Origin of the sequence: Aneurinibacillus uraniidurans (assembly GCF_028471905.1) — a bacterium.
In the GTDB taxonomy this organism is placed as follows: Bacteria; Bacillota; Bacilli; order Aneurinibacillales; family Aneurinibacillaceae; genus Aneurinibacillus; species Aneurinibacillus uraniidurans.
In genome coordinates, this window is the sequence record NZ_CP116902.1 from 1,827,620 (window position 1) to 1,839,957 (window position 12,338).

Sequence of the window (12,338 nt, forward strand, 5' to 3'; positions counted from 1 at the left end):
GATATGATTCAATCGTGGCTGCAAGGCTCACGTTTGTATTTTCGGATGGTGGGAGCGAGTGTGCGGGCACAGATGCAGTACCGCTATGCATTTTTTATGAACATCCTTGGCTGGGCGATGAGTTATGCGGGAACGACGGTGACAATGTGGGTCATGCTGTCCTCTTTTCACGCCTTGGAAGGCTGGACGTTGTGGGAGCTGATCTTTCTATTTGCTCTGGCGGTTTTATCATGGGGTGTATGTGTTCTGTTTTTTGTTCATTTTCGCAGTATGGATCAATATATCGTAAACGGCACATTTGATCGCTTTCTTGTGCGCCCGATTCATCCGTTCTTTCATTTTATGGCGATGAAATTTGACATTGGGGCGTTTGGTCAGATTTTGTTCAGTCTTGTGGCTATTGCGATTACGTATGGGCAGCTTCAACTTGATTGGCCGTTATGGAAATGGGGCGTATTTCTCGGAACTGTGGGCGGAGGGGTGTTGATTCAAGGCGGGATTCTTGTGCTTATCTCGGCAATTGCTTTCTGGACATCCCGCTCGGAGCGGTTTTACTGGGTGGTGATGTTTCCGGCAAAAAGCATGATGAACTATCCGCTGACGCTGTACCCACATCTTCTGCAGTGGATCGTCATTTTTATCCTGCCGTTTGCGTTTGTGAATTACTTGCCGGCGCTGCTTTTGCTGGATAAGACGTATCCGCTGTATTCCTCACAGTGGGGGTTCTTTAGTTTTCCGGTAGGCATCCTCTTTTTCTGGATGTGCTATCGGATTTGGATGATGGGGCTTAATCGGTATAAAAGTGCAGGATCGTAAGGGAATTTTAGGAAAATGAAGAAAGGAGGCGGGGAAGAATAGTGAAGACAATCGAAGTGAAAAATCTATCTAAACAGTATTTGATTGCAAAGCGGCAGGAAGGCATGTGGGGAGCGGTCCGCAGTTTATTTCACCGTGAATACATCACCAAGACAGCGGTCGAGGATGTGTCCTTTTCGATTGAAGAGGGAGAGGTGGTTGGATACATTGGTCCGAACGGGGCAGGGAAGTCGACTACCATTAAAATGCTGACGGGCATTCTCGTGCCAACGTCTGGAGAGGTGCACGTGGGTGGGCTTGTTCCGTATCAGGAGCGGCAGAAAAATGCTCGTCAGATCGGCGTAGTATTTGGACAGCGATCGCAGCTGTGGTGGGATTTGCCGACGATTGAATCGTTTGAGCTGCTGAAGCAGGTGTACCATGTATCGGATCAGCAGTACCGTAAAAATATGAATATGTTTACGGAAATACTCGGGTTGGATGAGTTTTTTCAAACACCAGTCCGACAGTTATCTCTCGGGCAGCGGATGCGCGCCGATATTGCCGCTTCTCTTCTGCACGATCCGTCGATTTTATTTCTAGATGAGCCGACGATTGGGCTCGATGTCGTGGCGAAGGAACGAATGCGGACATTCATTCAGGAAATGAACAATGAGCGAGGGATTACGGTCATTTTGACCACGCATGACATGTCGGATATTGAGAAGCTGTGCAAACGGATGATTCTGATTGATCGTGGTCGGGTGATGTATGATGGAGCATTGGAAACAATTAAAGAACATTTTGGCACATCCCGTATTCTCATTGTCGATGTAGAACAGAATACGTCCTTACACATCGAAGGGGTGGAATTGATTCGGGAGGAAGGTAAGCGAAAGTGGCTGCGGTTTAATCGTCAGGAATATACGGCAGCGCAGCTCATCCAGCGCATTTCGGAGCGGACAGAAATCGTGGATATATCCCTTCAGGAGCCAGAGATTGATTCGATTATTCGCCAGATGTATGAGCGGGGGGAATACCTATGAATTATATTGTACTGGATACGGAAATAAACGGGCGTGTATGGAAAAGCACAGACCCGATGGAGATTATATCGATCGGGGCAGTGAAAATAAAGGAAGAACATATCCGACACCAACCGGACACGTACGAAATGTTTTATGAATATGTTAAACCGCTTTACACTTATACCGATTATGCCCGGAAGTTCACGCAAATACCGAGGCAAGCGATCGCAAAGGCAGAATCATTCGGGCGTGTTATCGAAATGTTCAAGCGGTGGATTGGAGAAGAAGAGTATGTGTTTATCGGGTGGAGCGAATCGGACAAACTCGCTTTGATTCGTGACTGTAAAATGCATAAGCTTGAGGAAGAGTGGGTAGATCGGTATATCGATCTGCAGGCGTACATAAAAAGGTATCGTCCCGAGGCGGACCATCAGCAGCTTTCCCTGCGAAAGGCGGTGGAGTTGTTTGGCCTGCCGTGGATCGGCGAGGAGCACAATGCTCTTGATGATGCGATAAATACGGCTAGAATTTTTACGCTGCTTTGTAAAGATAAACCGGGAAATCTCGTTCAGGAATTTATGCGGGGCAGCATATGCAAGGTTTATCGAAAATGCCAAAAGTGCGGAGGTTTTTATTATCCGAAATCGAATCGCATTAGACGGGCGAAAATGTGCGGGAAGTGCTTTAAGGAGATGACAAAAGCACGAATGGAGTAGAAACAGTTAGGCAGTCTGCTTGTCCAATTTTCTTTACTGTTTAAATGAAGTATGAAAATTCGATGGCATCAGAAACGGACACCATCGAAGGAATTTTGTTCTTTTTCTTTTTGTATACAAATCCTAATTATTTCTTTTTCCAGTAATCTAAAAGCTAGCGAATGCTTGTGAGTCTGTGGATTGATCGGCCCACCGAAATTTGCCTCGCGTCTATCCACATTGCATATGATTTTCGCTTCTTTGATTGTGTAATGCTCTCCCTCTTTTATGTCTTCGTTTTCGATGATTCCATGAAAAGGAATTTCGTCTACTATCTGTTGATTAGGAACTTCTTCTTTATTTATAACAGCTGTATAGGTAATCGTTTTACGAACCATTCCACTGATAAAAACAATCCCATCACAAATTTTTTTAACCTGGGCAAAGAGTTCTCTCTCAACACGAGTAGAATTACGTTTGGCTGGAGGAATAAGCTGTGTTCTGTGATCGGTCAATATGATGCAACAAGTGGGCTTTTGTGGAGGTCCCGGAGGTCCCGGAGGTCCCGGAGGTCCCGGAGGTCCCGGAGGTCCCGGAGGTCCTGGAGGTCCTGGAGATCCCGAAGGTCCCGGAGGTCCCGGAGGTCCTGGAGGTCCTGGAGGTCCTGGAGATCCCGAAGGTCCCGGAGGTCCTGAAGGTCCTGGAGATCCCGGAGGTCCTGAAGGTCCCGGAGGTCCTGAAGGTCCTGGAGATCCCGGAGGTCCTGAAGGTCCTGAAGGTCCCGAAGGTCCTGAAGGTCCCGAAGGTCCTGGAGATCCCGGAGGTCCCGAAGGTCCTGAAGATCCTGAAGGTCCTGGGGGTCCTGGAAGTCCCGGAGGACATTGGAAACGTATCCGGCATATGTGACATTTGTTTTTTCGCCGGGGCTTTGCAAGACATGAGAGATAATGTGGCTTTGGCCGCTTTCTTTTCTTACAACTCTTACAACATAAAGAATTGCTTATTTTACAGGTTTTATATGGTATTTTTCGCCGATTTTTCTGACCTGTTTTTTTCCTCCTTTTATTCATCAATAGCACTCCCTTGACATTCCTCTATTGGACTATATGCGTAAGAGAAAGTAAAGGTGAAAGGAAAGCATTCTGCATTGTTACTTGCTGCGGTTTAAAAAGGGGCTTTTTATCATGATAATTACCAGAACTTTCATACAAGAGATACATAAAATTAAGTATTGTTGATTTTATAAAATATAGAGAGGAGCAACTGAGCGTATGGCTGTTATCGCCAGTATAAAGGGGACTGGGCCTAAGGGAGAGGTATTAGCAGGAACAATTACAGTAGAAATTCCTGCACAAGGCGGGTCTGCTCAAATAACGGTTTGTAATGATAGTGCTGTTGGATTCATAGGATCAGCTTGTTTTGATGTACAGAACTCCGGAACAATTACAGCATCCGTTGGAGTAAACTTAAATGCGAGCTGTGGTGGAGGTTCAGGCTGTAATAGTTTTAAGGTAAAATTGAATATTTCAAGTGCGAAAGATAGAGTATTGGCTGGGCAATGTAAAACATATACTCTTTCTTCGACTCAACCGCTTACGGAAGCACAGTTTCTTAATCAAAGGGCAGGATTTAATTTACAGGGATCTGTAAACATGTGTTTAGAGGGAACTTTTAAGGATACGCACACGGAAACGGATACACACACGGACACGCACACAGACACGCACACAGATACGCACACGGATACGCACACGGAAACGGACACGCACACAGATACGCACACGGATACGCACACGGATACGCACACGGATACGCACACGGATACGCACACGGAAACGGATACGCACACGGAAACAGATACGCACACGGATACGCACACGGAAACGGACACGGACACGGACACGCACACGGACACGCACACAGATACGCACACGGACACGCACACAGATACGCACACGGATACGCACACGGAAACGGATACGCACACGGAAACGGATACGCACACGGAAACAGATACGCACACGGATACGCACACGGAAACGGACACGCACACAGATACGCACACGGACACGCACACGGACACGGATACGCACACGGATACGCACACGGAAACGGATACGCACACGGATACACACACGGATACGGATACGCACACGGAAACGGACACGGATACGCAAACAGATACACACACGGATACGCAAACAGATACACACACGGATACGGAAACGGATACGCACACGGAAACGGACACGGATACGCAAACAGATACACACACGGATACGCAAACAGATACACACACGGATACGGATACGGATACGCACACGGATACACACACAGATACGCACACGGATACGCACACGGACACGCATACAGAAACGCATACGGAAACAGTCACAGAGACAACTTCAATAACGACGACAATGACTACTACACAATGCCCAATTCCGAATCCACAAACGTGCTGTATTTACCCTGTAGAGTTTAAGACTCAGCTTGTGCCTCCAGCTTTAGAAGGCAGTTTTGAAGTCTACGATGTATCTGTAGATGCTGTCATTGAAGCAGTTTGTCCAGAGAAAGTAATCATCTGTGGTAAGGTGACCAAAAAATATAAGTATACGAGCGTTAAACAGGATGGGACGAGAAATCCAGAGTGGAGAACCGACGAAAGGGCATTCCAGTGTATAATCGACCGGGATGATGCTGATGAAGGCGATCCAAACGATTATGTTATTACGGGAATGGCTGTTCTAAGTAAAGGGTATGCATCCTTGCACAATATAAGTAAAATGCCGGATATTAATCATCCAGGCAAAACCGTTAATGTATTCTGGAGTTTCCGGGAAACGGATCTAATTAAGGTATGTATTAGAAAAAGAACATGATCATTAATCACACAAAGTAATAGATTTATGGTATAAAAGGGCAGGTTCGTGGTTGAACCTGCCCTTTTTTGATCGGGAAAAAGATCTAACTAAAAGAATGGATAATAGGCTCCAATTGATTTTTCCAAATCCAATGAGGTGTATAACGCTGTCTTGCCATTGTTTTCGCATAAACAATGGGATTACTGTAGATTCTATTCATAATGATTTGTGCGTGCTCTTCCAGATAGGCTTTCTCAGAAGGATGGTATGTTTCCCGTGTATCGAATCCGAAATTTCGCGCATCCCATTTCATAAAATAAGCCTGCAAATGTTTACCTAATTCTTCTAAGGCAGGAACGCGTTCATTCAAGACGAGGAAGTTCCCTTTACTAGCAGCTTCAAGAACCGTTAAACCAAATGATTCGGAATAAGAGGGACATATGAACAAGTTCGATAGGGAGAATAGTTCTAAAATTCCTTTTCGAGGGAAGCCTTTGTGGAACTCTTTTATATCCGAGGTAAATAACATATCTCCGTTTTCCAAACCAAACGAAACACCACATGCACGAACGAAATCTTTATAAGTCTGAGGTGAAATATCACTTCCGGGGAAACAATCACAGAAGACGACTTTGACGTTTTTATCGCATTTCTTTTTGATTGCCCCGCATATAGCGGCTACTTTATCAAATTTTTTCGCAGTCGTTAATCGTCCGGGATAAACAACAAGTATATCTGCGTTCATAATAGTAAGATGTTCCGCGACCAATTTAACATCATCACTTGCAAAGTTTAGCAGATCAAGACTATTGTTAACGACTCTGCATCTTTCCACAGGCACGTTATATTGTTTTGCCAGGGCAGAGATTCCAGATTGTGTAGGGTATACATATATGGTGTTTGGCATGGGAGTATAACGTGCGGAAAATGGCCATTTAGGGCTTGCCGGACGATTTACTGGTGCAGAATGCGTAAAGGCAATAAATTTTAGATGGGGTAAGCGTTCCTGAGCTTTTCTTACTGCTATGTTATGCAATAAATGCCATCCTTGATAATGAATATCATGCATAAAACAAACGTCGGTGTCGCCTAGCTTTTGCACTAAGTCGTCGGCAATAGCATTTGCTTCTTCGAAAAATGTATCATGAACCTGTCCTTCAGACTGATTGTAATTCTGCCAATGGATTTGTTTTCCGTTGAGATGATTACAAACTTTCACCCAGTTGATTCGTTTATCCAGAAAAATTCCATATCGTTTATCCAATGGACAAATATCACTAACTAACACGCTTGTCTCAATGCCCGCATCCAATAACATGCGAACTTGTTCAGCTACCACATTAACTAGAGAGTACGAACTATCCAAGCCGTTAAACATCGTTAGAAGTGCCACTTTCATCCGTTTCGGTTCCTCCTTTTTCACGTATGATCTCACAGGGAGAAAAAGAAGGGACAACGCCCCATAAGTAGTGACCATTGCTAAGGGTTTGTCCTGATTGTTTTCTTCTTTTTTCAACACTGCACAGGTAGTAATGGACGATTTATTATATGATGCTGTTTTGCAGTATGTGAAAACAGCTCTTTTCGCATAACTATTTGAGGGGCGCTATCTATGTGTAGAAAGAGTATAATAAATTGGCAGAAGTAGACACTAAAAGAGGTTATTTTGTATTGGCTATAGAAAACAGAAAAATATTATGGAATGCCTCTGATTTTTGTTTTATGTAAAGGAGATACGATGACAAAGGGAAAAGAAATAATCGAAACAGGATGGAACGTAGACAACAGTTATGCACGTCTGCCGAAATCATTTTTTACCCGCCTCAACCCAACCCCTGTACGCTCACCGAAGTTAATGGTGCTCAATGATTCGCTGGCAGCATCCCTCGGGTTAAATGCCCAGGCACTGCAAAGCGAAGATGGGGTAGAAGTGCTTGCTGGCAATCGGATTCCTGAAGGCGCCCTGCCTCTTGCTCAAGCTTATGCAGGGCATCAATTTGGGCATTTTACGATGCTAGGGGACGGTCGGGCTGTACTGCTTAGCGAACAAATTACCCCTTTAGGCGAACGGTTTGATATTCAGCTTAAAGGTTCGGGCCGAACACCCTATTCCCGCGGGGGAGATGGGCGAGCGGCACTTGGACCGATGCTGCGCGAATACATCATTAGTGAAGCCATGCATGCGCTTGGGATTCCTACCACCCGTAGTCTAGCGGTGGTGACAACCGGTGAGTCCGTCATCCGTGAAACCGATTTGCCTGGGGCAGTTTTGACCCGCGTGGCTGCGAGTCACCTGCGCGTTGGCACCTTCCAATACGCTGCAAACTGGGGCACAGATGAGGAACTACGGGTCTTGGCTGACTACACACTACAGCGTCATTATCCAGACGTGGAAGTAGATGAGCATCGCTATCTTTCGTTACTTCAGGAAGTGATTAAGCGTCAGGCTGGGCTGATTGCCAAATGGCAGCTGGTTGGCTTTATCCACGGGGTGATGAACACTGATAACATGACCATTAGCGGAGAAACCATCGATTACGGTCCTTGCGCCTTTATGGATGCTTATGATCCGGCAACGGTATTCAGTTCCATTGACCGTCATGGTCGCTATGCTTATGGCAATCAGCCGCATATTGGTGTTTGGAATCTTGCACGATTTGCGGAAACCTTATTGCCATTGCTGCATGCTGATCAGGATGAGGCTATCAAACTGGCCGAGGATGCCCTTTCAAATTTTGCTGAGTTGTATCAGCGTAATTGGCTTTCAGGAATGAGAGCAAAGCTGGGGATATTTAATGAAGAGACGCAGGATGAATCCTTGATTGAAGACCTGCTTAGTATGATGCAGAAGTATCGTGCGGACTATACGAATACCTTCCGTGCTTTAACTTTTGATAAGCTGGAGGATGCGGTCTTGTTTGGTACTCCGGAATTTGTTCAGTGGCATGAGAAGTGGCAGGCGCGACTAGGCAGGCAGGAGGAATCAAAAGCTTCTTCGCATGAGCTGATGCGGAACAGCAATCCGGCACTTATTCCGCGGAACCATCGCGTAGAAGCTGCATTAGAGGCGGCAGTGAAACAAGGGGACTACAGTGTAATGGAGCGGCTTCTTGCGGTTCTGTCTAACCCCTACGCGCATTCTCCTGAACAGGCTGAGTACGCTACACTGCCTGAGCCATCAGATCGTCCGTACCGAACCTTTTGCGGTACCTGATATAGAAGTAGGAGATCAACTACATGGTTACAGAAAAGGGCATGCTAATTGGCCCTTTTTCTATTGCGGATATTTTTCAAAGGGTTATAGTAAAATGTTCAGATGACTGGGTTTCCCTTGGTCTGGATCTCTGTCAATAGATTGGACACATTTAAAGGCTATAGCGAATCGCAAATGTCTCCGCAAATGAAGGTCGCGGATTACACGAGCTATGGAAAGGAGGTTTCAAAATGAAATTTGCATACAGCTTTCGTGAAGCCACAGAAAATGAACGTACCATTGCCGGCGGAAAAGGCGCATCCCTATGCCGGATGTATCAGGCGGGAATCAGGGTTCCTGACGGATTTGTAATTTTGGCTACAGCATTTGAGGATGGTAATGTGAAACAGGAGGCAAAGGCTGATATCCTTAAATGTCTGGATTCACTGCCTGACGTTTTATTCGCAGTCCGCTCCTCCGCGCTTTCTGAGGACAGTACAAAAACTTCCTTCGCAGGCGAATTTGAGTCGGTTCTTGACGTAAAAAAGGTCGATGTGTTCAGCGCAGTATCACAGGTTGCCGCCTCAGCAAAGTCTCGGCGTGTGAGCGAATACAGCAGAGCGCACGGCGTTGACGAAGACCATAAAATCGCAGTTGTGGTACAGATCATGATAAAAGCAAAGATTTCGGGCGTACTATTTTCTGCCGACCCGATCACTGGCAGTCATGTCAACATGGTGGGCAATCAGGTTTTTGGCGCAGGCGAACAGCTGGTATCAGGCGAAAACAACGCATACCCTTTTACCATTTCAAGAGTAGGAGCAAAATATCAAGGCGACAAGAGCTTTGCCGTCTTTGCAAAAGCCATGCATCGTACGGTGGAAAAGCTGGAGAGTATTTTTGGCTGTATGCTGGACATTGAATGGGTTGTTGATGATAAGCTGTACATTGTTCAGGCGAGACCGATTACTACATTGCAGACCATTGATTACGATACTTACGAAATTAATCAAAGCCTTGACACCGATGCGCTTTGGACCAGCAATAATGTTGGTGAGGCGGTGCCGGACGTGATGAGTCCGTTTACATGGAGTATGCTGCACGAAATGGACATGGAGTGTCAAAAGGTGCCGGGGTATTATATGTTCGGGAACATTTGTGGGCGGACATATACCAATATCAGCATTGTAATCTCTATGCTTAAAGCGATAGGCTACAGTTCTGCTAAATCACAAGAACTAATTGCAGATATATTTGGGCATATTCCAAGCGGTCTGGAGGTGCCCATCTACCCCTTTGGGCGGTTTGAGATTATTATGGAGACTGTAGCGAGGTCAAAAAAGAGTCTAAAACGTATGAGGGACTCAAAAAAGCAAAAAGCGTACTATTTAGAACGCACGCCGGTATGGTATGTGGAAACACTTGAATCCATAGAAAAAGCCGCCACAAAAGAGGAGCTTTTTAACTTGTGGGTGTCGGATGTACGTCCATTTCTGTCCGCCCTGTGGAATATTTGGTTTGGGGGCGCAGGAAGTTTAACCTTGTCAACCTTGCGGAATAGGCTTGTAAAAATGGTCGGCGAGGAACAGGCAAACCTGCTTTGTTCCAACTTCAGCGGGGGAAATCCGCTGGTAAGTATGCAGCCCCTGCTGGGTATAGAACAAGTAGTTAGCGGAAAGCTTGACCGGGAAAAATATTTGGAACTGTATGGGCATCGTAGCCCTCATGAGTTTGAAGTCTATTACCCTTATCCTGCCGATGACCCGGATTATGTGGACAAGCAAATAAGAGAGTACAAGAAAACCGGTATCAATCCGGCGGAGCTTTTGAAAAAACAAACTGAAGTGTTCGAGAAGGCTAAGAAGGAATTTATTAGAGAATATCCCGCCAAACAAAAATGGCTGGAGAAAAAGCTTGCAAAGGTCTCACAGGACGCAAACACCCGTGAGTCGCTGAGAAATGAATTTGTTAAGGTGTTCAGGGTAATGCGGCATCTGCTTCTGAAAATCGGCGCGGTTACAGGAGTAGGCGACGATATCTTTATGATGTACTGCTTTGAAGTGCCGAAATTTTTGCAGGGTGATTGCGGCATGCTGGATCAGCTGCCCGTCAGACGAACCAACTTTGAAAAGTATCAAGAACTGCCGCCATTTCCAATGTTTATCAGGGGCAGGTTTAATCCAGAAGAATGGCTGGCTTCCAATGACAGACGGCAGGATTACTATGATAGTAATGCTCAAAAGCTTGTCTCAGGCGAAAACTCAATAAAAGGTTTTGCTGGAGCGCCTGGAACAGTTGAAGGCAAGGTTCATATCCTGCGTAATTTTGATGAAGCCGATGAGTTCCAAAAGGGAGAAATACTTGTTACTACTGTAACGAATATTGGTTGGACGCCCATGTTCCCAAAGGCGGCGGCAATAGTCACCGACATCGGAGCACCTTTATCACACGCAGCAATCGTTGCCCGCGAGCTTGGTATTCCGGCTGTTGTTGGCTGTGGAAATGCCACAACTGTGCTGGAAAACGGTGATTTGGTTTTGGTAAATGGAAGTCTGGGTACAGTTACTAAGAAATGAACAAGGAGGAAAACTTATCCTATGAATGGTGGAGCTGGAATGAATCGTAACAACCCACATAGCCATGCTAACAATCGTAAACCAGAGGAAACGAAAGAGAAAATACATAGACCCGCCCCTGTTCTTACGGATAAGGTCGTTCAGGATGGGCAAGCAACAGCTTACATCTGTGAGAATTTTGCGTGCCAGGCGCCTGTGACAAATTGTGAAGAATTTGGACGGCAGTTGAAATAGTCGGGTCATTCAATAATGAAAAGCGGAGAACATTCACCAGGGAACGGTTCTCCGCTTTTGATGAAGGGGAAGGAATGATCAAATAAACGTCAGGATGATAAGAATGAAAAATCGGTTTTCCATCGGGCAGATGTCGCAGCTACATAACATTCCGATTAAAACGCTTCGTTACTACGATGAGATCGGATTATTTACACCGGCAGAAATTGATCCAAACAGTCGATACCGCTACTATTCCACAGAGCAGTTCGAGCAATTAAACACGATAAACTATTTAAAAACGCTCGGAGTTTCATTAAAAGAAATCAAAACCCTACTAGATCGACGAGAAATCGATCACTTCCTTCAGCTATTAAAACAGCAGAAGGAAATAACAGAAAACAAAATCAGAGAATTGGAACGCGTACGAGATCGATTTGAAAATAGAATTGCAGAAATAGAGAAAGCAAGAACGATCAGTGAGCGAGGAATTGTCCAGATACGAGAGCTTCCGGAAAGAAAGATTGTACGTTTGCAGGAAAAAATCTGCTCGGAACATCAGCTCGAGTTATCGCTGCGGAAGCTAGAGAACATGACCGGGCAGAATTCCTCGATATTCATAGGAAAAGTAGGGCTTACCGTATCCAGTCATCATCTCAAAAAAGGAGAGTTTACGAAATACAATTCGATCTTTCTTGTAGTAGAAGAAGAAGGAACGCATGATGAATTCGTAAGCACGCTGCCAGAAGGGGAATACGCCTGTGTATATTATAACGGGGATCACAGTGCTTCTCCTGCGTATTATGCGAGGATGCTTGATTATATCGGGGAACAGGGGTATGACATAAGCGGAGACTCTGTGGAAAGAACGATTATTGATCAGTTTATCTCCCGACATAAAGAGGACTATCTCACAGAGATACAAATTCCGGTAAAGAAGTTGACTCTCCAGCAACTGGAGGGTTCAAGATAAG

Annotated in this window: 12 protein-coding genes; 9 read left to right on the top strand and 3 right to left on the bottom strand. The window is 45.4% G+C overall.

What is annotated here, in order from left to right; genetic code table 11:
- Window positions 1-3 precede the first annotated feature (3 nt).
- From PO771_RS09185 to PO771_RS09195, 3 genes are read left to right on the top strand one after another with little or no spacing between them, the layout of a single operon-like run.
- Window positions 4-816, top strand: a complete 813-nt coding sequence (locus tag PO771_RS09185; RefSeq protein WP_272562972.1) for an ABC transporter permease — start codon at window positions 4-6, stop codon at window positions 814-816.
- A 41-nt stretch (window positions 817-857) separates the two neighbouring features.
- Window positions 858-1,841 carry an ABC transporter ATP-binding protein gene (locus PO771_RS09190; protein ID WP_272562973.1) on the top strand — a complete coding sequence of 328 codons (984 nt, stop codon included), beginning with the start codon at window positions 858-860 and terminating at the stop codon, window positions 1,839-1,841.
- The gene (locus tag PO771_RS09195) at window positions 1,838-2,539 is read left to right on the top strand and encodes a 3'-5' exonuclease (RefSeq protein ID WP_272562974.1); all 702 of its coding nucleotides are present in this window, start codon (window positions 1,838-1,840) and stop codon (window positions 2,537-2,539) included. The genes PO771_RS09190 and PO771_RS09195 overlap by 4 nt, the downstream gene beginning before the upstream one ends.
- 68 nt (window positions 2,540-2,607) lie before the next feature.
- On the opposite strand, the gene PO771_RS09200 is transcribed toward PO771_RS09195, so the two are convergent.
- Complete coding sequence (locus tag PO771_RS09200) at window positions 2,608-3,033, bottom strand: SPOCS domain-containing protein (RefSeq protein WP_272562975.1); 426 nt, start codon at window positions 3,031-3,033, stop codon at window positions 2,608-2,610.
- Between the two features lie 23 nt (window positions 3,034-3,056).
- Here PO771_RS09200 and PO771_RS09205 point away from each other — a divergent pair, with 23 nt between their 5' ends.
- Window positions 3,057-3,605: a hypothetical protein gene (locus tag PO771_RS09205; protein ID WP_272562976.1), complete on the top strand. Its 549-nt coding sequence runs from the start codon at window positions 3,057-3,059 to the stop codon at window positions 3,603-3,605.
- Between the two features lie 571 nt (window positions 3,606-4,176).
- On the opposite strand, the gene PO771_RS09210 is transcribed toward PO771_RS09205, so the two are convergent.
- A complete protein-coding gene (locus PO771_RS09210; RefSeq protein ID WP_272562977.1) occupies window positions 4,177-4,887 on the bottom strand; it encodes a hypothetical protein in 711 nt (236 codons plus the stop codon).
- A 51-nt stretch (window positions 4,888-4,938) separates the two neighbouring features.
- Between PO771_RS09210 and PO771_RS09215 the strand changes: the two genes are divergently transcribed.
- Entirely contained in the window at window positions 4,939-5,400 is a 462-nt protein-coding gene (locus PO771_RS09215; protein WP_272562978.1) for a hypothetical protein, read from the top strand.
- A gap of 85 nt (window positions 5,401-5,485) precedes the next feature.
- Here the strand turns inward: PO771_RS09215 and PO771_RS09220 are convergent, their stop codons facing one another.
- Window positions 5,486-6,781, bottom strand: coding sequence for a glycosyltransferase (locus PO771_RS09220; protein ID WP_272562980.1), 1,296 nt, complete (start codon window positions 6,779-6,781; stop codon window positions 5,486-5,488).
- Window positions 6,782-7,120: 339 nt separating this feature from the next.
- Between PO771_RS09220 and PO771_RS09225 the strand changes: the two genes are divergently transcribed.
- From PO771_RS09225 to PO771_RS09240, 4 genes are all read left to right on the top strand, one after another.
- Complete coding sequence (locus PO771_RS09225; protein ID WP_272562981.1) at window positions 7,121-8,596, top strand: protein adenylyltransferase SelO; 1,476 nt, start codon at window positions 7,121-7,123, stop codon at window positions 8,594-8,596.
- Between the two features lie 230 nt (window positions 8,597-8,826).
- Window positions 8,827-11,151, top strand: coding sequence for a PEP/pyruvate-binding domain-containing protein (locus PO771_RS09230; RefSeq protein WP_272562982.1), 2,325 nt, complete (start codon window positions 8,827-8,829; stop codon window positions 11,149-11,151).
- Window positions 11,152-11,172: 21 nt separating this feature from the next.
- Window positions 11,173-11,385 (top strand): hypothetical protein, encoded by a 213-nt coding sequence (locus PO771_RS09235; protein ID WP_272562983.1) that lies wholly within the window; start codon window positions 11,173-11,175, stop codon window positions 11,383-11,385.
- Window positions 11,386-11,488: 103 nt separating this feature from the next.
- The gene (locus PO771_RS09240) at window positions 11,489-12,337 is read left to right on the top strand and encodes a MerR family transcriptional regulator (RefSeq protein WP_272562984.1); all 849 of its coding nucleotides are present in this window, start codon (window positions 11,489-11,491) and stop codon (window positions 12,335-12,337) included.
- Window position 12,338 lies beyond the last annotated feature (1 nt).

Bases quoted from the DNA above. Each gene is read 5' to 3' on its own strand.
- PO771_RS09230 (WP_272562982.1), top strand. From the start codon at position 8,827: ATGAAATTTGCATACAGCTTTCGTGAAGCCACAGAAAATGAACGTACC.
- PO771_RS09215 (WP_272562978.1), top strand. From the start codon at position 4,939: ATGACTACTACACAATGCCCAATTCCGAATCCACAAACGTGCTGTATT.
- PO771_RS09195 (WP_272562974.1), top strand. From the start codon at position 1,838: ATGAATTATATTGTACTGGATACGGAAATAAACGGGCGTGTATGGAAA.
- PO771_RS09210 (WP_272562977.1), bottom strand. From the start codon at position 4,887: ATGCGTGTCCGTGTGCGTATCCGTGTGCGTATCTGTGTGTGTATCCGT.
- PO771_RS09220 (WP_272562980.1), bottom strand. From the start codon at position 6,781: ATGAAAGTGGCACTTCTAACGATGTTTAACGGCTTGGATAGTTCGTAC.
- PO771_RS09225 (WP_272562981.1), top strand. From the start codon at position 7,121: ATGACAAAGGGAAAAGAAATAATCGAAACAGGATGGAACGTAGACAAC.
- PO771_RS09185 (WP_272562972.1), top strand. From the start codon at position 4: ATGATTCAATCGTGGCTGCAAGGCTCACGTTTGTATTTTCGGATGGTG.
- PO771_RS09240 (WP_272562984.1), top strand. From the start codon at position 11,489: ATGAAAAATCGGTTTTCCATCGGGCAGATGTCGCAGCTACATAACATT.
- PO771_RS09235 (WP_272562983.1), top strand. From the start codon at position 11,173: ATGAATGGTGGAGCTGGAATGAATCGTAACAACCCACATAGCCATGCT.